Below are 20,668 nucleotides of genomic sequence, written 5' to 3'. Positions count from 1 at the left end.
GCACACCACACCACACCCCCACCCGCCCCCCGACCCGCCCCGACGTCCGCCGTCCTGGCCCGTCCGCCCGCCCGGCACCGGCCGCCACGCCCGGGAACGGCCCCACGGCCCCACCCGGACGTCCCGGGAACGGCGCCACCCCGCCCGGCGCCGCGGGCAGGCCGTCCACCACCGGCATCCTCGCGGCCCCCGCCGCGCGGCCGGCAAGCGGCGCCGCCCCGCATGGCGTCACCCGGCCCGCCGACACGGCTTCTGCCTCCATCAGGCGTCCCGCCGGACGCCCCGCGACCGGGCGCCCGTCGCTCGCCGACGCGGTCCCGCCACGAGTCCCCACCGGCGGGGCCCGTCTCGCTCCCCCGCCCGGCGCGGGGCGGCCCGGCGGGGCGGGGCGGGGGCGGCCCGCCGACAACCGGCCCTCGGGGCGTGCGGCGGGGCGAGGGCGGCCGGGCGCCACGCCCGCGTCCGTGTCCGCGTCCGTGTCCGTGTCCGTGTCCGCGTCCCGGGCGGCAACGCGCGCGGGCCGGGGCGGGGCTGTGGGCGGGGTGCCCGTCCGCGTCCCCCAGCCCCGCCCCACCGACCGCTTCGCGGACCTCCTCGTCGCCGTGCTCAGCGGCCAGCGCCCCGTTCACGCGATGCTGCGGCACAGCGCCGGCCAGGCCTACGACGAGCTGATCCGGCTCGCCGAGCGAGGCCCGCTGCGCACCCGCGGGGTGCGCCCCGTGGTCCGCGACATCGGCTGGTTCGAGCCCCGGGAGGGCGCCATCGAGGCGTTCGCCCGGATCGGTGCCGGGGACAGGCTGCGCGCCATGGCCTTCCGGCTGGAGCGCGGCCGTGATCTGCGCTGGCGCTGCACCGCCGTCGAACTGGGCGTCCCCCGCTGAGGCGCGCACGACGGCCGAGGGCCGGGCACCCTCAGGTGCCCGGCCCTCGGCCGGTGGTCACGGCCGCTCCTCACGAAGCGGCGGCGACCGTCACTTCTTGCGACGCCGCCCCCGCGCCTGCTTGCGGCGCTCCGCGCGCGTGAGGCCGTCGGCCTCCGAGCGCACCGGCTCCTCGTCGGTGGCCAGCTCGCCCTCGACGGTGCCGCCCTCGCCGTCCACCGTGGGCGCGGAGAAGTGGAGGGCCCGCCGCTGTGGGGCGTCGAGCCCCTTGGCGCGGATCTCCGGCCGGGGCCCGCCCTGCGCGGGCACCGCGTCCTGCTTCTCCAGGTCGGCGACCGGCTTGACGTCCTCGACCGGAACCTCCTCGACCTGCTGCTCCACCTGGACCTCCAGGTTGAACAGGTAGCCGACGGACTCCTCCTTGATGCCGTCCATCATCGCGCTGAACATGTCGAAGCCCTCGCGCTGGTACTCGACCAGCGGGTCCTTCTGGGCCATCGCGCGCAGGCCGATGCCCTCCTGGAGGTAGTCCATCTCGTAGAGGTGCTCGCGCCACTTGCGGTCCAGCACCGACAGCACGACCCGGCGCTCCAGCTCACGCATGATCTCGGAGCCGAGCTGCGCCTCGCGGGCCTCGTACTGGGCGCGGATGTCGTCCTTGATGGACTCGGAGATGAACTCGGCGGTCAGACCGGCCCGGTCACCGGCCGCATCCTCCAGCTCCTCGATGTCGACGCTCACCGGGTAGAGCTGCTTGAACGCGCCCCACAGCCGGTCCAGGTCCCAGTCCTCGGGGAAGCCCTCGGTGGTCTCCGCCTGGACGTAGGCGTCGATGGTGTCGTCCATGAAGTGGTGGATCTGCTCCTGCAGGTCCTCGCCCTCCAGGACGCGGCGGCGCTCGCCGTAGATGACCTCGCGCTGCCGGTTGAGCACCTCGTCGTACTTCAGGACGTTCTTACGCGTCTCGAAGTTCTGCGTCTCCACCTGCGACTGCGCGGAGGCGATCGCGCGGGTGACCATCTTGTTCTCGATCGGCACGTCGTCCGGCACGTTCGCCATGGACATCACGCGCTCGACCATCTGCGCCTTGAACAGCCGCATCAGGTCGTCACCGAGCGAGAGGTAGAAGCGGGACTCGCCGGGGTCGCCCTGACGGCCGGAACGACCGCGCAGCTGGTTGTCGATGCGCCGCGACTCGTGCCGCTCGGTACCGAGGACGTACAGGCCGCCGAGCTTCTCGACCTCGTCCTTCTCGGCCTTCACGGCCTGCTCGGCACGCGCGAGGGCCTCCGGCAGGGCCGCGGCCCACTCCTCGATGTGCTCCTCGGGGTCGAGGCCGCGCTGGCGCAGCTCCGCCTCCGCGAGGTCCTCGGGGTTGCCGCCGAGCTTGATGTCCGTACCACGGCCGGCCATGTTCGTGGCGACCGTGACGGCGCCCCGGCGGCCGGCCTGGGCGACGATCTGCGCCTCGCGCTCGTGGTGCTTGGCGTTCAGCACCTCGTGCTGGATGCCGCGCTTGCTGAGCTGCTGCGAGAGGTACTCGGACTTCTCGACGGACGTGGTGCCGACGAGGATCGGCTGCCCCTTGCGGTGCTTCTCCTCGATGTCGTCGACGACCGCCTCGAACTTGGCGACCTCGGTGCGGTAGATCAGGTCCGACTGGTCCTTGCGGACCATCGGGCGGTTGGTCGGGATGGGCACCACGCCGAGCTTGTAGATCTGGTGGAACTCGGCGGCCTCGGTCATCGCCGTACCGGTCATGCCGGACAGACCCGGCTGCTCCTTGCCGCTGTGGTCGTGGCGCTTGTACAGGCGGAAGAAGTTCTGCAGGGTGATCGTGGCGAGGGTCTGGTTCTCGTCCTTGATCGGCACGCCTTCCTTGGCCTCGATGGCCTGGTGCATGCCCTCGTTGTAACGGCGGCCGGCGAGGATACGGCCGGTGTGCTCGTCGACGATCATGACTTCGTCATCGATGATGACGTAGTCCTTGTCCTTCTTGAAGAGCTCCTTCGCCTTGATGGCGTTGTTCAGGTAGCCCACGAGCGGGGTGTTCACCGACTCGTACAGGTTGTCGATGCCCAGCCAGTCCTCGACCTTGGCGACACCGGACTCGTGGATGGCGACCGTGCGCTTCTTCTCGTCGACCTCGTAGTCGCCGGTCTCCTCGATGCCCTTGAGCGGGTTGCCCGGCTCACCGCGCTTGAGGCGCTTCACCAGCTTGGCGAAGTCGCCGTACCACTTGGTGGCCTGGTCCGCGGGACCGGAGATGATCAGCGGCGTACGGGCCTCGTCGATGAGGATCGAGTCGACCTCGTCGACGATGGCGAAGTTGTGGCCGCGCTGTACCAGCTCTTCCTTCGACCACGCCATGTTGTCGCGCAGGTAGTCGAAGCCGAACTCGTTGTTCGTGCCGTAGGTGATGTCGCAGGCGTACTGCGCGCGGCGCTGGGCCGGCGTCATGTTGGCGAGGATGCAGCCGACCTCGAGGCCCAGGAAGCGGTGGACGCGGCCCATCATCTCCGAGTCGCGCTCGGCCAGGTAGTCGTTGACCGTGATGATGTGGACGCCCTCGCCGGACAGGGCGTTGAGATACGCGGGCAGGGTGCCGACGAGGGTCTTGCCCTCACCGGTCTTCATTTCCGCCACGTAACCCATGTGCAGGGCGGCGCCGCCCATCATCTGCACGTCGTAGTGGCGCTGGCCCAGGACACGCCGGGCGGCCTCGCGCACGGTGGCGAACGCCTCGGGCAGCAGGTCGTCCAGGCTCTCACCGTCGGTGTAGCGCTGCTTGTACTCATCGGTGAGGGCCCGCAGCTCGGCGTCGGAGAGGCCTTCGAAGTCCTCTTCGATGGAGTTGACCTGGTCCGCGATGCGGTGCAGCTTGCGCAGGATTTTGCCTTCGCCTGCACGCATGATCTTCGAGAGGACGGACACGGGGGTTGGTCTCCTTGCCGGTCGGGCCTGGGACGGTCGGTTTCCGTTTCACTGACTGAGCAACGGCCATCGTATGCGAGGACCCCTCCACGCCGGGAGGCCTGCCGGGGCGGTGACCGTCCGCCGCAGCCGAACCGTGGCACGGCCGCTACACGGACAACGTCCCAGGCGCCCGGATGGTGCCGCGGCGACGGCGGTGAATCGCGCGCGGAGTGATCATCACCTCACGCACGGCGAGAGGGATGGCGCCACCCGCCCCGGCGCGAGCAGAATCGGCCGATGGAACCCGTCATGCTCACCACCGACCGCCTGCTGCTGCGCACCGTCGGCCCGCAGGACACCGACGCGGTGTACCGGATCTGCCAGGACCCGGACATCCAGCGCTGGACGACGATCCCCTCGCCCTACCTTCCGGAGCACGCGCGCGGTTTCACGGAGCAGATCGCGCCGGACGGCTGGGCGAACGGCTCGATGTTCACGTTCGGCGTCTTCCTGCCCGCCGGGGAACTGACGGGCATGCTCAGCATCACCCTGCGGTCCTTCGGCACCGGCGAGATCGGCTTCTGGGGGGCCAAGGAGCACCGCGGCAACGGCTACATCACCGAGGCCGCCCTGGCCGCGTGCCGCTGGGCGTTCACCCGGATGTCGATCGACCGCGTGGAATGGCGCGCGGAGGTGGGCAACGCGGCCTCCCGGGCGGTGGCCGAGCGGGCCGGCTTCACCGTCGAGGGGGTCCTGCGCTCCTCGCTCGTCAACAAGGGGGTGCTGCGGGACGGCTGGGTGGGCTCCCTGCTCCCCTCCGACCTGGGCCTTCCGTCCACCACGCCCTACGTGCCGGGCAAGGTCTGACCCCAAGGCACCGGGTCGTTGTCGGTGCCGCCCTCTATCGTGCGGACCTATGACGACCCTCCCGCGTCCGCTCACGGAACTCTCGGCCGACGAGGCCCGCCGCATCGCCCTGCGGGCCCAGGGATTCCTCGGTGCCCCCGACCGGCGCGCCGGTGTGCGTGGCGTCCTGCGCCACCTGGGCGCGGTGCAGCTCGACACCATCTCCGTCCTCGCCCGCTCCCACGAGCTCGTGCCCTACGCCCGCCTCGGCGCCGTCGGCCGCCGCACGGTGGAGGAGGCGTACTGGACGCAAGGGTCAGGGCGGCCGCACGCCTTCGAGTACTGGTCGCACGCCGCGTGCATCCTGCCCGTCGAGGAGTGGCCGCACTTCGCCTTCCGCCGCCGTGCCTACCGCGCCCGCCCGCACTGGAACCACGACCTGCCCGAGGGCACCTACGACCAGGTGATCAAGCAGCTGCGCACGGAGGGCCCCCTGACGGCCACCGAACTGGGCGGCGCCAAGCGCACCAGCGAGTGGTGGGACTGGTCCGGCACCAAGGTCGCCGTGGAGCGCGCCCTGATGTACGGCGAGGTGGTGTGCGTGAAGCGGCGCGGCTGGAAGCGGGTGTACGACCTGGCGGAGCGCGCGATCCCGGCGGACCTGCTGCATGACGAACTGGACGACAGGGAGTGCCTGCGCCGCCTGGTGCGGCTGGCCGGGCAGTCCCTCGGCGTGGGCACGCGGGCGGACATCGCCGACTACCACCGCCTCAAGGGCGAGCAGGTCGACGCGGTGATCGCCGACTCGGGCCTGGTGCCCGTCACGGTCGCGGGCTGGTCCAAGCCGGCCTGGGCGGACCCCGCGGCCCTGGCCGCCCCGCCGCGCGGCCGGCACCGGACGACGCTGCTGTCGCCGTTCGACTCCCTGATCTGGGAGCGGGCCCGCACGGAGCGGATCTTCGGCTTCACCCACCGCCTGGAGGCGTACGTCCCCAAACCCAAGCGCGTGTACGGCTACTTCGCGATGCCCGTGCTGGCGGGCGGGCGGCTGGTGGGCCGGGTGGACCCGGCGCGGGAGGGCCGCACCCTGGTGGCCAAGCAGGTCACGCTGGAGGGCCGGACCGCGGTGCCGGCCGTGGCGCAGGCCCTGGTGGAGGCCGCGGGCTGGGTGGACTGCACGGACGTACGGGTGGAGGGGGTCGACGCGCCGGAGCTGCGCGAGGCGCTCACCGGGGAGCTCGCCCGCCTGCTCGCCTGAACCCCTGCCGCCCTTCGGATCAGTGCCTCGCCGGTCCGTGGGGCGGCCCGCACGCCCTTCGGACGCGTGCCTCGCGCCGCCGTCAGCGGATCTCGAGGATCTTCTCCCGCATCGCGTAGACCACGGCCTCCATCCGGGAGTGCAGCTGCAACTTCTCCAGGATGTTGCGCACGTGGTTCTTCACGGTGTTCTCGGAGATGAACAACTCCTTGGCGATGTCCCGGTTGTTCATCCCCGTGGCGACGAGCTTGAGGACCTCCAGCTCCCGGTCGGTCAGCCGGGGTGCGGGGACGAGCCGGCGCTCGTCGGTCCGCTGGATCATCGACTTGAACTCGGTGAGCAGCTTCGACGCCATGGAGGGGCTGATCTGCGACTGCCCGTCGGCGACGGCGCGGATGGCGGTGGCGACCTCGTCGGTGGAGATCTCCTTGAGGAGGTAGCCGGTCGCGCCCGCCTTGATGGCGTCGTAGAGGTCGGCCTCCTCGTCGCTGATCGTCAGCATGATGATCTTGGCGCTGGGCGCGACCTCCTTGATGGAGGTACAGGCCTCGATCCCGCCCCGCTTGGGCATCCGCACGTCCATCAGGACGATGTCGGGCAGCAGGTCAGCCGCCTTCTCCACGGCCTCGGCGCCGTCCCCCGCCTCGCCGACGACCTGGATGTCCTCCTCGGCGGCGAGCACGATCTCCAGTCCGCGGCGGAACAGCGCGTGGTCGTCCACCACGAGGACTCTGATCGGCTCCTTGCGTGGAGTGTCCGCGTCCGGGCCCATGCCGACGACGCCGCCGTCGGCATCCTCGTCCCGCATCGGTCCGAAGCTGTCCGCCATCGTTCCTCCCCCTGAAGGCTGTGGCCTGTGGTCCTGACCATCGCCAACCCAAGGCAACGGCCCACCGGTTGGGCCGCTGCCGCCATGATTCCATGCCGCGCCCGCACCGGGGTGCCGGTGCGGGCGCCGGGCGGTGGCACGCCGGTGCCCCTGGGGGCGCACACGCGCACCAGGGGCACCTGCTGTGCTGTCGCCCGGCGGATCAGCCGCCGAGGGTTCCGCCCGCCTCGGGGGAGTTGGTCTCGGTGACCATCGTGTCGGTGCTGAGGTGGATCACGCCGTAGTCGTAGGCGTGGCGCCGGTAGACGACGCTCGGCTCCTTGGTCTCGGAGTCGACGAAGAGATAGAAGTCGTGCCCGACCAGCTCCATCTCGTAGAGCGCCTGGTCGAGGGTCATGGGCGCGGCCACGTGGGTCTTCTCGCGGACGACGAGGGGACCGTCACCCTGGACCTCCAGGGAGCCGATCTTCTTGGTCGGGACCGCCTGCTCCTCCTCCTGGGCGGTGCTCGCCCCGGTCCCGTTGAGGGTCGCCACGCCGGGCACGTGGTCGGGGACCTCGGCCGCCGAGATCCTGCGCGTGCCACGCCGCGAGAAACGCTTGTCGTGCTGCTTGCGCAGCCGGGCGTCCAGCTTCTCCGCTGCCAGGTCGAGCGCCGCGTACGGGTCGCTCGCCGCCGCTTCCGCCCGGATCACCGGACCGCGGGAGCGGAGCGTGATCTCCACCCGGTCACAGCGGTCGGCCTGTCGGGGGTTGGGCTCCTTGGACACCTCGACGTCGAGGCTCATCACCTTGCCATCGAGCTTCTGGATCTTCTCCAGGTTCAGCTTCTCGGCCACGTGCTTCCGGAACCGCTCGGGCACCTCGGTCTTGCGGCCCTTGACGACGATGTCCACGCAGAACTCCGTTCCCGGATCACTCCGCTTCGCTGCGGATGTGTCTCCCTTTTGCACCAGACTCCGGTGACGTCCGGAGTCTCGGACTCGGTGACGTCCACCTCCTCCCCCGCGCGCGAGATCTCCAGTCCACCGGTGCGGGTGATGATGGAGAAACCCGCACCACGGCAATCCGATCCAAGAGGTGTGGCCTGCGGCTTTCCCTCACAACCGAACATATCTCGCGCGGACGGATGGCGTCACCCTCTACCGCGACGTACCTCCATTCAGGCGAATTAACCCTCTGATTACCTGCAACGACGTAAGTTCTCAGTCAGTTTCGGTGTATTCCGAACGCGTCCGGCGAGGCCGCCACGACGGCCGCGCACACGGGTCCGGCGCCTCCGCCGGCGCCTTTCAGGTCCGCCTCCCTCGACGGCCGGGCGGGGTGCCTGGCCGCTCCGCGCCACGTCGTCGGTGATTTCCGTTGTTGCCCTGTCCCTTCCCGTCTCTCACCCAGGTACACGAACGCGGAAGCCGAATTACTCGATCCTTCTCCGTCCCGATCGGCCGATTCCGTTTGTTCACGGGGCGGACCTGACGCGGCGCGCACCGCCCGCGCCGCCTCGGCGAGGGACGCCCCGGTCGTCATCACGTCGTCGACCAGCACGACCCGGCCGCGGCGGAGCAGCCGGCCGCAGTCCGGCGCCACCGCGAGCGCGCCCGCGAGGTTGGCCAGCCGCTGCCGGGAGTCCAGCCCCGACTGGTCGGCCACCGGGCGCCGTTGCCGCAGCGCGGCGAGTACTCCGGCGGGTACCCCCGTCCGCCGCAGCTCACCCGCCGCCGCGTACGCGATCCGCCGCGCCGGGTCGTGCCCGCGCGCCCGTACGGCCCGCCGGGCGGACGGCACCGGAACCAGCAGCACGGGACCGCCCCAGGCCCCGCCGCCGGCGCACCCGCGCGGCACCGGCACGGCCGCCCGCAGACCCGCCCGCACCGCTCCCGCCAGGGCCACCCCCAGCGGCCGGGAGAGGGCCAGGGCGCCCCGCTCCTTGTGGGCGAGCAACGCGGCGCGCACCGCGTCGGCGTACGGGGCGGCCGCGTGCACGGGCGGCAGTCCCGGCGGCTCGGGCACCGGCCGCACCCGCCCCGGCTCCGCCCCGGTCAGCGCCGTACGGCAGGCGGCGCAGAGCACGGCGCGGGGCCTGCCGCATCCGCCGCACTCGGCCGGAAGCACCAGGTCGCCGAGGTCCCGCCACCAGCTCCGCATGGCCTCACTGTGCCAACGCCACCGTCACCCGGCCACCCCTGTGGACAACCGGTGCGACCAGGCCGTACGGCGGCTCGAACAGCGGAGCGAGAACCGGATCAGCCGGGATAGACCGGCGCGATCCCCCGGGTCACCTTCTGCCACTGGGCCCCCGAGGGCAGCCGGACGATCCCGTCCACCGAGTACGCCACCAGCGGCGCCAGTTCGTCCTCGGAGGCGGTGAGGGCCTTCACGCCGGTCAGCGCGGCGGGCGGCGGCACGTCCGGCGTGGAGCCGTCGACCTCGACGTACTTCATCTGCTCCACGCCGCCGTGCTCGCGGCCGACCACCACGAGCCTGCTGTCGCCGGCCCACGACATGGCCGTGACCTGCTCCAGCTCGGGCGTCGCCGACCGCAGTTCCAGCACGGTGACCGTGGGCCGCTCGCCCGTACCGGTCTCGTCCGGTCCGCTGCGCTCGATCCGCCCGATCAGCAGGGAGCGCTGGTCGCCCTTCTCCACGACGAGGGCGATGCGCACGCCGTCGGCGGCCACCCGGACCGCCTGGATCCGGCCGTCCAGGCCCGGTGTGCGCACCTCCAGCGGCGGCGCGGTGCCCTTCTCCAGCAGGTACAGCTTGGGCCGGGCCGGGTCACGGTCGGCCACCCACAGCCCGCCCTGGGTGTCCCAGCTGGGCGCGGTCAGGCGGTCCTGCTCGTTGGCGCCCTGGCTGCGCAGCACCGGGTCCCCGAGGGCCGAGCCCGGCGCGAGCGCGGAGACGAACAGCGACCCGCCGTCCAGGCTGACCCCGGCGGCCGTGTTCTCGTCGCGGGCGACCGCCACCGAACGCAGCCTCTGCTCGCCCTCCCCGAGCGCTCCGGGCACCGGGGCGGGGTCGGCGTCGCTGTTGCCCGCGGCGATCCGCACGAGCTTGCGCTCGTCGTCGACGAAGTAGAGATGGTCGGGCTGGTTCAGCGCGCCCCGGGTGGCGACGGTCTCGGCGCCGTCCTGGGTGAGCGAGCACAGCTGCCCGCCGTCGGCCCGCAGTTCGACCTCCTCCACCGCGGGGCTCAGGTCGCGCAGCGTGAACAGCAGCTGGGCGGCCATCTCCTCGCAGCGGCCGGTGCCGACGTCGGCCGCGCGGTCGTTGAGCGGCACGACGAGCTTGCCCCGGTCGTCCGGGGTCAGCGGGCCGGCGCCCTTGCGCAGCTCGGTGCCGGTGGGGAAGCCCGACCGCACGACCGGGTCCAGCCAGCTGGTGGGGCCGGACATCAGGGAGCGCACCATACTGGTGGTGGGGTCGACGTACCGGCGCACGTAGACCGGGTCCGCGACCGCCATCGGCAGCGAGGACCCCTCGACCTCCGTGTTGGAGGCGAAGTAGTACTTGTTGAACGACGTGTAGTTGCGCTGGAAGTCCGACTTGCCCATGACGACGCCCTGCGGCACCGCGTCGATGCGCCACTGACCGCTCTTCTCGTCCTTCGCGAGGTGCACGATCTCGTTGTAGTGGCCGGAGGCGGGCGCGTACGCCTGCTGCGCGTCCACGGTGGCGAACTTGATGCCGGTCAGCGTGTAGGTCAGGGAGCTGCTGTCCTGCCGGTCCGGCCGGTCCGCGCGGGCGCCGGGGCCGTCGGAGAGCACGGTGGTGGACTGCTCCGGCCGCCAGCCCTTGGACGCTTCGGCGGTCAGGTACTGGCGCGCGGTCTTGTAGTCGGCGTCGTCGCTGGTCAGCGCCTCCAGGAAACCCTGCACGATCTGGGTGGGGGTGGCGTCGTCGCTCGGCGGCATGGCGTAGACCCGCACCTGCGCGTCCTGGCGCGGCGTGGACTCCACACCGCGCAGGTCCCCGCTGTCCGGCATGGAGGCGCACCCGGCCAGCAGAACGGCACCGCACACGGCGTACGCCACGCTCCGGGCCGGTGTCCCCCGCCGGCGCCTCATACGCTCACCGCCCACGCGTTGCCTCCCCGTCCCTCTCCGTACCGCGCGGGTCACCGTCCCCGCCCTCGGCGCCGCCGTCCGCCGTCCGGCCCGCGGCCCGGTCACCCGGGGCGCCGCTCCCGCCGGGTGTCATGCGGGTACTGCCCGACCGTGCCACCACGCGCGCGCCGTTGCCGGGCAGGGCGGTGGGGTCGGCCGTGGGGGTCGACGTGCCCGGCCGGAGCGCCAGCGGGTCCCGGGCGGACTGCGCCGGATCCTCGGCGCCCGGCTGCCGCACCGGCACCGTGGCGCGCTTCTCGCCGTCGCCGCCGCGCGGCAGTCCGGCGTCGTCCAGACCGCGGTTGCGCCGCGAGTCCTTGGGCTCCAGGGGTATGGGGGACCCCCGCAGCGGTTCGTCCGCCGTCCTCGGCAGCGTCAGCCGGAACTGCGAGCCGCCGCCCGGCTCGCCCCACGCCTGGAGCCAGCCGCCGTGCAGCCGCGCGTCCTCCAGGGCGATGGACAGGCCCAGTCCGGTGCCGCCGGTGGTGCGCGCGCGTGCCGGGTCGGCCCGCCAGAAGCGGCTGAAGACCCGGGTGGCCTCGCCGGGCTTGAGCCCCACCCCGTAGTCGCGCACGGCCACCGCCACGGCGCCGCCCGCGGCGGCCAGCTTGACGACGACGTCGTTGCCCTCGCCGTGCTCGACGGCGTTGACGACGAGGTTCCGCAGCACCCGCTCCACGCGCCGGGCGTCGGCCTCGGCGACCACGGGCTGCTGGTCGCCGACGACCTTGATCGTGGTGCCCTTGCGCTCGGCGAGCGGCTCCGCGCCGCTCACCACCCGCCGCACCACGTCACGCAGGTCGATCGGCTCCGCCTCCAGGGCGGCCGCGCCCGCGTCGAAGCGGCTGATCTCCAGCAGGTCGGCGAGCAGCGACTCGAACCGGTCCAGCTGGTCGGCGAGCAGCTCGGCGGACCGCGCGGTCACCGGGTCGAAGTCCTCGCGTGCCTCGTGGATGACGTCCGCCGCCATCCGCACGGTCGTCAGCGGCGTGCGCAGTTCGTGCGACACGTCCGACACGAACCGGCGCTGCATCCGCGACAGGTCCTCCAGCTGGCTGATCTTGAGCTGGAGGTTCTGCGCCATCTTGTTGAAGGCCTCACCGAGCCGGGCGATGTCGTCCTCACCGGTGACCTTCATACGTTCCTGGAGCCGCCCGGCGGACAGCCGTTCGGCGATCCCGGCGGCCATCCGCACCGGCGTGACCACCTGCCGCACCACCAGCCAGGCGATCGCCCCGAGCAGCACGACCACGAACAGCCCGGCCGTCGCCAAGGTGCCCTTGACCAGGCTCAGCGACTTCTCCTCCTGGGTGAGCGGGAAGAGGTAGTAGAGCTGGTACGGGTCACCGTTGGGGTCGTTGACCTGCTTGCCGATGACCAGGGCCGGCTGGGACTCCTTGTCGGTGTCGTACACGATGCGCGTGTAACTCTGCGCCGCCGACGTACTGGTGTCGATCCTCTCGCGCAGCGCCGCCGGCACACTGCCCGTCGGGTCGACCTCGCCGGAGGCGCGCGGCCCGCGCCCGCTGCCGCTGTCACCGCCGGAGGGCAGGGTGACCACGTCGAAGGCGCCCTGACCACCGCTGGACAGCGAGGCCACGAGGTCGCTCATCCACTGGATGACGCTCTGCGAGGGGCGGCCGTCGGCCGCGGTGCCCTCGTCACCCGTGACGCTCACGGCCTGCTCGGCCTGCTGCTTGGCCACGGCGAAGCCGCCGGTGGCCTGGCTCTGCGACGCCTTCACCTTCGCGTCCAGCAGGCCGTTGCGTACCTGTCCGATGACCACGAAGCCCAGCAGCAGGACGACGCCCAGCGACATCAGCAGCGTCGTGACGACGACCTTGAGCTGGATGTTGCGCCGCCACAGCCGCATGACGGGCAGCAGCGGCCGGCGCACCCAGCGCATGACCAGCCGGACCACCGGGCTGCCCTGGACCCCGCCCTGGAGCAGGTCCCCGTCGAAGAGGTGGCGCCAGCGGGAAGCGGCCGTCCGCCGGCCGACAGGCCGCTCCGGACGGCCCCCGGGCCGGCCGGACGCCGAAGCGGCACTGTCACCGGACATGTCAGCTCGGTCCTGCCTTGTACCCGACGCCACGGACGGTCACCACGATCTCCGGCTTCTCCGGGTCCTTCTCGACCTTGGAGCGCAGCCGCTGCACGTGCACGTTCACCAGGCGGGTGTCCGCCGCGTGGCGGTAGCCCCAGACCTGCTCCAGCAGCACCTCACGCGTGAAGACCTGCCAGGGCTTGCGGGCGAGGGCGACCAGCAGGTCGAACTCGAGCGGGGTCAGCGCGATGGACTGCCCGTCCCGCTTCACGGAGTGCCCGGCGACGTCGATCACCAGGTCGCCGATGGCGAGCTGTTCCGGCGCCGGCTCCTCCGACCTGCGCAGTCTCGCGCGGATCCGGGCGACCAGCTCCTTCGGCTTGAACGGCTTGACGATGTAGTCGTCGGCCCCGGACTCCAGGCCCACCACGACGTCGACGGTGTCGCTCTTCGCCGTGAGCATCACGATCGGCACCCCGGACTCCGCCCTGATCAGGCGGCAGACCTCGATACCGTCCCGGCCGGGCAGCATCAGGTCGAGGAGCACCAGATCCGGCTTGGTCTCACGGAAGGCGGCCAGCGCCTTGTCGCCGTCGGCTACGAAAGACGGCTCAAAACCTTCACCGCGCAGCACGATGCCGAGCATCTCGGCCAGTGCGCTGTCGTCGTCGACGACAAGGACTCGTCCCTTCATAAACGACATCATCCCATTAGCTAATCGTGACCTGGCGTGACCTGGCACACAGGTCCGCCAGAGCCGCGGTCGTCACGGGCGAAACCACGCCCTCTTCGGTGACGATCGCCGTCACCAGTTCCGGCGGTGTCACGTCGAACGCCGGGTTGTACGCCTGGGTCCCCAGGGGGGCCACCGGAATGCCGCCTCCCGCCTCCGCTCCGGCTACCGGCACCTGCGGTGCCGTGATCTCTGTCACTTCATGGCCGGGACGCTGCTCCACCTCGATGGACGCCCCGTCCGGCGTCCCGGGATCCACCGTCGTCACCGGTGCCACCACGATGAACGGCACATGGTGGTACCGCGCGAGCACCGCGAGCGGATAGCTCCCCACCTTGTTCGCCACCGAACCGTCGGCCGCGATGCGGTCCGCGCCGATCAGCACCGCGTCCACCTCGCCCGCCGCGAACAGCGATCCCGCCGCGTTGTCGGTGAGCAGGGTGTACGCCATGCCGCTGCGGGCCGCCTCGTACGCCGTCAGGCGAGCACCTTGCAGCAACGGACGCGTTTCGTCCACCCACAGGCGCCGCAGCCGCCCCACCCGGTGCGCCGCCAGCGCCACCGCGAAGGCCGTCCCCTCGCCGCCCGACACCAGCGAACCGGTGTTGCAGTGCGTGAGGATCCGGTGCCCGCCGCCGGGCAGCAGTTCGTCGAGCAGCGCCAGCCCGTGCCCGGCCATCCGGGTGCTGGCCTCGGCGTCCTCCCGGTGCAGCCGCTGGGCCGCGGCCAGCGCCGCCCCGGCCGCCTCCCGGGCGTTCCCGCCGCCGTCGAGCACCGCCCGGTACGCGGAGTGCGCCCGCCGCACCCCGACCGCCAGGTTCACCGCCGTGGGCCGGGCGCTCTCCAGCGCATTCGCCGCGTCGTCCACGTCGAAGCCCCGCACGGCCGCCAGGGCGACCCCGTAGGCGCCCGCGACGCCCAGCAGGGGGGCGCCGCGCACGGCGAGCGAACGGATCGCCTCCACCAGCGCGGGCGCGTCCGTGCAGACGAGCTCGACCTCCTCGGCCGGGAGCCGCGTCTGGTCGAGCAGGACCAGGACCGGGCCTTCGGGCGGCTCCTCCCAGCGCAGTACCGGGATCTGTGTCGGCCGCTTGTTGTCGCCGCTGTGCGCGTACTGATCAGCCATGCCGCCAGTCTGCCCCCTGTCACGCGGACAATAGAAGGCGAGCGGCCCCCACCTCGGCAGGTCCGCCCGCGACCGCCCCATGGCACGATGGCTGCCCAAGCTGCCACCGCGACCGCGACGGGCACCGTGAAGGAGCGACGATGAACGACACTCCGGGCTGGGCCTCGCCCGGATCCGCCCCGTCCGACGGACGGGAACCGGACGCCTCCGGACCTGCCGGGTCCGCCGACCGTCCGGGTCCCGAGCAGTCCGCCGGCCGGCCGCAGCAGCCGGGTGACGCCCCGCGGGAGCCGGGCGTGAAGTGGTCCAAGGAGCAGCCCCCGGCCGGCCAGTGGTCCGCGCCCACCGGCCCCACCGGTACGGGCGCCCCCGGCCAGGCCCCTCCCCCGCCTCCCGGCGGCCAGGGCTGGGGCACCCCTCCGCCCGGCGGCCAGGGTCCCCACGGCGGCTGGGGCAACGGCTGGGGAGGCCCCCCGCCCGCGGCCAAGCCCGGCGTCGTCCCGCTGCGCCCCCTCGGCATAGGCGAGCTGCTCGACGGTGCCGTGTCCACCATGCGCACCTACTGGCGCACGGTCCTCGGTATCTCGCTGACCCTCGCCGTCCTCACCGAGGTCGTCGTCGTACTGCTGCAGGGCTTCGTCCTGGACGACTCCGGCACCGCCGTGCTCGACGACCCCAGCGCCACCCTCGGTGAACTCACCGACGCCCTCGGCGACCTCCTGCTCAGCTCCGCCGTGCTCTACGGGATCACCCTGATCGGCACGGTCGCGGCGACCGCCCTGCTGACGACCGTCACCAGCCGCGCCGTGCTCGGCCGGTCCGTGACCACGTCCGAGGCCTGGCGCGACGCCCGGCCCCAGATCCCCAGGCTGTTCGGCCTGATCATCCTGCTGTCGCTCATCGCGGCGGGCGTCATCGCCGCCGGCGCGGTACCTGGCGTCCTGCTCAGTCTCGCGGCCGGCCCCGAGGTCGGCCTCGGACTGACCCTGCTGGGCGTCATCGGCGCGGCCGTGGTCGGCATCTGGCTCATGGTCCGCCTCTCGCTCGCCTCCCCCGCGCTCATGCTGGAGAAGCAGGGCATCACCAAGGCGATGCGCCGGTCCTCCCGGCTGGTGCGCGGCTCCTGGTGGCGGGTCTTCGGCATCCAGGCGCTGGCGGCGATCATCGCGTACGTCGTCGCGGCGATCGTCGTCATCCCCTTCACGTTCCTCGCCGCCGCGTTCAGCGGTGACGGCGTCACCGGCTTCCTGCAGGCCTCGGGCGGGAACTTCGGCTGGACGTTCCTCATCATCAGCGGCATCGGCTCGGTCATCGGCTCGACGATCACCTTCCCGATCACCGCCGGCGTCACCGTGCTGCTCTACATCGACCAGCGCATCCGCCGCGAGGCCCTCGACCTCGAACTGGCCCGCGCGGCCGGCATCCAGGACCACGGCACCGGCGCCACCGGCGGGAGCTGATGCGGTGACCGCCACGGGGGGAGTTCTCACAGCCGTACCGGCGCTGCCCACGGCCGCCGACACCGCCGTACGCCTGCTGCTGCGCGGCGACGACGACCCGCCCGTCACCCTCCCGCGCGACCCCGCGCGGGAGGCGGCCCGGCGCGAGCTGTCGAAGCAGATGTACCACGAGAACGACCCCAGCTGGCTCCAGCGGGCCCTGGACGCCTTCTGGGACTGGGTCGGCAAGCTGTTCGACGCCGCGTCCACCGCGACGCCCGGTGGCGCGCTCGGCCTGGTCGTCGTCATCGTCGCCGCGCTCGCCGTCCTGGCCGCCCTGTGGTGGCGCCTGGGCACCCCGCGCCGCCGCCCCGCCCCGGCACCCGTCCTGTTCGACGACCGCCCGCGCAGCGCCGCCGAGCACCGCGCGGCCGCCGAGGCGCACGCCGCCCAGGGCCACTGGAACCAGGCCGTCCAGGAACGCATGCGGGCCGTCGTCCGCGCCCTGGAGGAACGCGCCCTGCTCGACCCCCGCCCCGGCCGCACCGCCGACGAGGCCGCCGCGGAGGCCGGCCGCGCCCTGCCCGCCCACACCGACCGGCTGCACGCCGCCGCCCGCGACTTCGACGACGTCACGTACGGCGGTCGCAGTGCGGCGCGGGACACGTACCGGCGGATCGCCGCACTCGACGGCGACCTGGAGCGCACCCGGCCCGCACTCGCCGCGAGCGGCGCCCCGGGCACGGACACCGACGCCCGCCGGGGAGCCGCCGGATGACGACCGAGGTCACCTCCCCGTCCACCTCGGCCTCCCCCACCGTCCGCCAGGTGTGGACCCGCGCCCGGGGCATCGCCCTCGCGCTGGCCGTGCTGGTCGCGGGGGCCGTCGCGATCGCCGTGGTCCGCTCCGACGCCCGGCACGGCCAACTCGACCCGCGCTCCGCCGACCCCTACGGCAGCCGCGCCGTCGCCGAGCTGCTCGCCGACCGCGGCGTCGACACCCGTGTGGTCACCACCCTGGAGGAGGCCGCCGGCGCGGCCGGCCCCGACACCACGCTCCTGGTCGCCGTCCCCGACCTGCTGACGCCCCGCCAGCAGACACGGCTGCACCAGGCCACCGAGGGATCCGGCGGACGCACCGTCCTGGTCGCCTCCGGTGCCGCGTCCGTCGAACGCCTCGCCCCCGGCGTCACCGCCGACCCGGCCAACAGCCTCGACACCACCCTCGACCCCGACTGCGCCCTGCCCGCGGCCCGACGCGCGGGCGACGCCGACACCGGCGGCATCCGCTACTCCTCCGCCCACCTCGACGCCGACGAGTGCTACCCCAGCCGGCGCCTGGCCACCCTGCTGCGTGTCCCCGCCCCTTCCGGCAGCGGCGACACCGTCCTCCTCGGCGCCCCCGACATCCTCCTCAACGACCGCCTGGACCGGCACGGCAACGCCTCACTGGCCCTGCAACTCCTCGGCTCCCGCCCCCATCTGGTCTGGTACCTCCCCTCACCGGCCGACGCGTCCGCCCTGGAGCGGGAGGAGCGGAGCTTCTTCGACCTGCTGCCCTCCGGCTGGCTGTGGGGCACGCTGCAGCTCTTCGTCGCCGCGGCCCTGGCCGCCCTGTGGCGGGCCCGCCGGCTCGGCCCGCTGGTGCCCGAGAACCTCCCCGTGGCGATCCGCGCCTCCGAGACCGCCGAAGGCCGCGCCCGCCTCTACCGCAAGGCGGACGCCCGCGACCGCGCCGCCCTCGCTCTGCGCTCCGCCACCCGCACCCGCCTCGCCCCCCTCGTCGGCGTCCCCGCCACCCAGGCGCACACGCCCGAGGTCCTGCTCCCCGCCCTGTCCGCCCGCCTCCAGGGCGACGGACAAGCCCCGCACACCGTCCTCTTCGGCCCGCCCCCCGGCGACGACGCAGCACTCGTCCGGCTCGCCGACCAACTCGACGCCCTCGAAAGGCAGGTACGCCGTCCATGATGGACCCGACCACCGACAACGCCGCGCCCACCGGGGACCCGGCCGCCGCCCGGGCCTCCCTGGAGGCCCTGCGCGCGGAGATCGCCAAGGCCGTGGTCGGCCAGGACCCCGCGGTGACCGGCCTCGTCGTGGCCCTCCTCTGCCGCGGCCACGTCCTCCTCGAAGGCGTCCCCGGCGTCGCCAAGACCCTCTTGGTCCGCGCGCTCGCCTCCGCTCTCGAACTCGACACCAAGCGCGTCCAGTTCACCCCCGACCTGATGCCGAGCGACGTCACCGGCTCCCTCGTCTACGACGCACGCACCGCCGAGTTCTCCTTCCAGCCCGGCCCGGTCTTCACGAACCTCCTCCTCGCGGACGAGATCAACCGCACGCCCCCGAAGACCCAGTCGTCCCTGCTGGAGGCCATGGAGGAACGCCAGGTCACCGTCGACGGCACCCCCCGCGCCCTCCCCGACCCGTTCCTGGTCGCCGCGACCCAGAACCCCATCGAGTACGAGGGCACCTACCCCCTGCCCGAGGCCCAGCTCGACCGCTTCCTCCTCAAGCTGACCATCCCCCTCCCCTCCCGCGAGGACGAGATCCACGTCCTCACCCGGCACGCCGAGGGCTTCGACCCCCGCGACCTGCGCGCCGCCGGCGTACGCCCCGTCGCGAACGCCGCCGACCTGGAGGCCGCCCGCCGCGCGGTCGCCGCCACCACGGTCTCCCCCGAGATCACCGCCTACGTCGTGGACGTCTGCCGCGCCACCCGCGAGTCGCCGTCCCTGGCCCTCGGCGTGTCCCCCCGCGGCGCCACCGCGCTGCTCGCCACCGCCCGCGCCTGGGCCTGGCTGACCGGCCGCGACTACGTCATCCCCGACGACGTGAAGGCTCTGGCCCTCCCCACGCTCCGCCACCGCATACAGCTCCGCCCTGAGGCGGAGATGGAGGGCGTGACGGCCGACTCCGTCATCAACGCGATCCTGTCCCACGTCCCCGTCCCCCGCTGATGGCACCCACCGGACGCGCCGCCCTGCTCGCGGCCCTCGGCTCGATCCCCGTCGGCATCTGGGAACCCGGCTGGACGGGCATCCTCGCCGTCAACGCCCCCCTGGCGGTCGCCTGTGCCTGCGACTTCGCCCTGGCCGCCCCGGTACGGAAGCTCGGCCTGACCCGCTCCGGCGACACCTCCGTGCGCCTGGGCGGCACCGCCGACGTCACCCTGACGGTCACCAACGCCTCCCGCCGCCCCCTGCGCGCCCGCGTCCGCGACGCCTGGCCTCCGAGCAGCTGGGCCCCGGGCACGGAGACGGCCGCCTCCCGCCACCGGCTGACGGTCCCCGCGGGCGAACGGCGCCGTGTCACGACCCGCCTGAAGCCCACCCGGCGCGGCGACCGCCGTGCCGACCGCGTCACCGTCCGCTCGTACGGCCCCCTCGGCCTCTTCACCCGCCAGGGCACCCACAACGTCCCGTGGACCGTGCGGGTCCTGCCGCCCTTCACCAGCCGCAAGCATCTGCCCGCCAAGCTCGCCCGCCTGCGCGAGCTGGACGGCCGCACCAGCGTGCTGACCCGTGGTGAGGGCACCGAGTTCGACAGCCTCCGCGCCTACGTCCCCGGCGACGACACCCGTTCCATCGACTGGCGCGCCACCGCCCGCCAGTCGGAGGTCGCCGTACGCACCTGGCGCCCGGAGCGCGACCGCCACATCCTGCTCGTCCTCGACACCGGCCGCACCTCCGCGGGCCGTGTGGGCGACGCACCGCGCCTGGACGCCTCCATGGACGCGGCCCTGCTCCTCGCCGCCCTGGCGTCCCGCGCCGGCGACCGCGTCGACCTGCTGGCCTATGACCGCCGTGTGCGCGCCCTGGTCCAGGGACGTGCGGCGGGTGATGTCCTGCCGTCTCTCGTGGGCGCCATGGCCACGCTGGAACCCGAGCTGATCGAGACGGACGCTCGAGGTCTTACGGCCACGGCTCTGCGCACGGCCCCGCGTCGCTCCCTGATCGTGCTCCTCACGACGCTGGACGCGGCTCCTGTGGAAGAGGGACTGCTGCCCGTCCTGAGCCGGCTGACGCAGCGCCACACGGTCCTGCTCGCCTCGGTGGCCGACCCGCACATCGCGACCATGTCCCGGAGCCGAGGTGACGCCGAAGCGGTCTACGAAGCAGCGGCGGCCGCACAGGCCCAGACGGAACGCGACCGTACGGCGGAACAGCTGCGCCGTCACGGCGTGACGGTTGTGGACGCGACACCGGAAGACTTGGCGCCGGCGCTCGCAGACGCGTATCTGGCACTGAAATCGGCAGGACGTCTCTAGCTCAGTTCCCTGTGGGGGACACCTGCCGGGAAAATGCCCGGAAACGCAGAAAGCCCCCGTGCCGAATGGCACGGGGGCTTTCTACAATGATTGTTCGGCGGCGTCCTACTCTCCCACAGGGTCCCCCCTGCAGTACCATCGGCGCTGTAAGGCTTAGCTTCCGGGTTCGAAATGTAACCGGGCGTTTCCCCTACGCTATGACCACCGAAACACTATGAAAC

The 20,668-nt window shown here is 72.9% G+C and carries 16 protein-coding genes and 1 rRNA gene; 8 read left to right on the top strand and 9 right to left on the bottom strand.

Features of this window, described 5'->3' with window-relative positions; genetic code table 11:
- Positions 1-464: 464 nt before the first annotated feature.
- Positions 465-881, top strand: coding sequence for an Rv3235 family protein (locus B100_RS37920; protein ID WP_486585761.1), 417 nt, complete (start codon positions 465-467; stop codon positions 879-881).
- Between the two features lie 90 nt (positions 882-971).
- On the opposite strand, the gene secA is transcribed toward B100_RS37920, so the two are convergent.
- On the bottom strand, positions 972-3,815 hold the full coding sequence (gene secA / locus B100_RS0132760) for a preprotein translocase subunit SecA (protein ID WP_024888565.1): 2,844 nt from the start codon (positions 3,813-3,815) through the stop codon (positions 972-974).
- 279 nt (positions 3,816-4,094) lie between these two features.
- Between secA and B100_RS0132755 the strand changes: the two genes are divergently transcribed.
- Both B100_RS0132755 and B100_RS0132750 read left to right on the top strand, forming a co-directional pair.
- Positions 4,095-4,664: a GNAT family N-acetyltransferase gene (locus B100_RS0132755; protein WP_024888564.1), complete on the top strand. Its 570-nt coding sequence runs from the start codon at positions 4,095-4,097 to the stop codon at positions 4,662-4,664.
- Between the two features lie 49 nt (positions 4,665-4,713).
- Positions 4,714-5,901 carry a DNA glycosylase AlkZ-like family protein gene (locus tag B100_RS0132750; protein WP_024888563.1) on the top strand — a complete coding sequence of 396 codons (1,188 nt, stop codon included), beginning with the start codon at positions 4,714-4,716 and terminating at the stop codon, positions 5,899-5,901.
- Between the two features lie 82 nt (positions 5,902-5,983).
- Here B100_RS0132750 and B100_RS0132745 read toward each other — a convergent pair whose 3' ends face one another.
- The 7 genes from B100_RS0132745 to mtnA form a co-directional block, all read right to left on the bottom strand.
- Positions 5,984-6,730 carry a response regulator gene (locus B100_RS0132745; RefSeq protein WP_024888562.1) on the bottom strand — a complete coding sequence of 249 codons (747 nt, stop codon included), beginning with the start codon at positions 6,728-6,730 and terminating at the stop codon, positions 5,984-5,986.
- A 202-nt stretch (positions 6,731-6,932) separates the two neighbouring features.
- Positions 6,933-7,625: a ribosome hibernation-promoting factor, HPF/YfiA family gene (gene hpf / locus B100_RS0132740; RefSeq protein WP_024888561.1), complete on the bottom strand. Its 693-nt coding sequence runs from the start codon at positions 7,623-7,625 to the stop codon at positions 6,933-6,935.
- Positions 7,626-7,938: 313 nt separating this feature from the next.
- Complete coding sequence (locus tag B100_RS0132735; RefSeq protein WP_024888560.1) at positions 7,939-8,874, bottom strand: ComF family protein; 936 nt, start codon at positions 8,872-8,874, stop codon at positions 7,939-7,941.
- A gap of 98 nt (positions 8,875-8,972) precedes the next feature.
- Positions 8,973-10,811: an LpqB family beta-propeller domain-containing protein gene (locus B100_RS0132730; RefSeq protein WP_024888559.1), complete on the bottom strand. Its 1,839-nt coding sequence runs from the start codon at positions 10,809-10,811 to the stop codon at positions 8,973-8,975.
- Complete coding sequence (mtrB, locus tag B100_RS0132725) at positions 10,801-12,897, bottom strand: MtrAB system histidine kinase MtrB (RefSeq protein ID WP_024888558.1); 2,097 nt, start codon at positions 12,895-12,897, stop codon at positions 10,801-10,803. The genes B100_RS0132730 and mtrB overlap by 11 nt, the downstream gene beginning before the upstream one ends.
- A 1-nt stretch (position 12,898) precedes the next feature.
- Positions 12,899-13,588: a two-component system response regulator MtrA gene (mtrA, locus tag B100_RS0132720; RefSeq protein ID WP_004987303.1), complete on the bottom strand. Its 690-nt coding sequence runs from the start codon at positions 13,586-13,588 to the stop codon at positions 12,899-12,901.
- Between the two features lie 4 nt (positions 13,589-13,592).
- Entirely contained in the window at positions 13,593-14,741 is a 1,149-nt protein-coding gene (gene mtnA / locus B100_RS0132715; RefSeq protein WP_024888557.1) for an S-methyl-5-thioribose-1-phosphate isomerase, read from the bottom strand.
- Between the two features lie 140 nt (positions 14,742-14,881).
- Here mtnA and B100_RS0132710 point away from each other — a divergent pair, with 140 nt between their 5' ends.
- From B100_RS0132710 to B100_RS0132690, 5 genes are read left to right on the top strand one after another with little or no spacing between them, the layout of a single operon-like run.
- Positions 14,882-16,201, top strand: a complete 1,320-nt coding sequence (locus B100_RS0132710; protein ID WP_024888556.1) for a DUF7847 domain-containing protein — start codon at positions 14,882-14,884, stop codon at positions 16,199-16,201.
- Between the two features lie 4 nt (positions 16,202-16,205).
- Positions 16,206-16,958 carry a DUF4129 domain-containing protein gene (locus tag B100_RS0132705; RefSeq protein ID WP_024888555.1) on the top strand — a complete coding sequence of 251 codons (753 nt, stop codon included), beginning with the start codon at positions 16,206-16,208 and terminating at the stop codon, positions 16,956-16,958.
- Entirely contained in the window at positions 16,955-18,148 is a 1,194-nt protein-coding gene (locus B100_RS0132700; protein WP_024888554.1) for a DUF4350 domain-containing protein, read from the top strand. The genes B100_RS0132705 and B100_RS0132700 overlap by 4 nt, the downstream gene beginning before the upstream one ends.
- Entirely contained in the window at positions 18,148-19,137 is a 990-nt protein-coding gene (locus B100_RS0132695; protein ID WP_106967145.1) for an AAA family ATPase, read from the top strand. Before B100_RS0132700 ends, B100_RS0132695 begins: the two co-directional genes overlap by 1 nt.
- Entirely contained in the window at positions 19,137-20,447 is a 1,311-nt protein-coding gene (locus B100_RS0132690; RefSeq protein ID WP_024888552.1) for a DUF58 domain-containing protein, read from the top strand. The genes B100_RS0132695 and B100_RS0132690 overlap by 1 nt, the downstream gene beginning before the upstream one ends.
- Positions 20,448-20,539: 92 nt before the next feature.
- Here B100_RS0132690 and rrf read toward each other — a convergent pair.
- Positions 20,540-20,656, bottom strand: a 5S ribosomal RNA gene (gene rrf, locus B100_RS0132685).
- Positions 20,657-20,668: the final 12 nt, after the last annotated feature.

The organism is Streptomyces sp. CNH189, assembly GCF_000527195.1.
The sequence above is the reverse complement of the archived record's forward strand: the minus strand, read 5'-3'. Positions and strand labels throughout refer to the sequence as shown.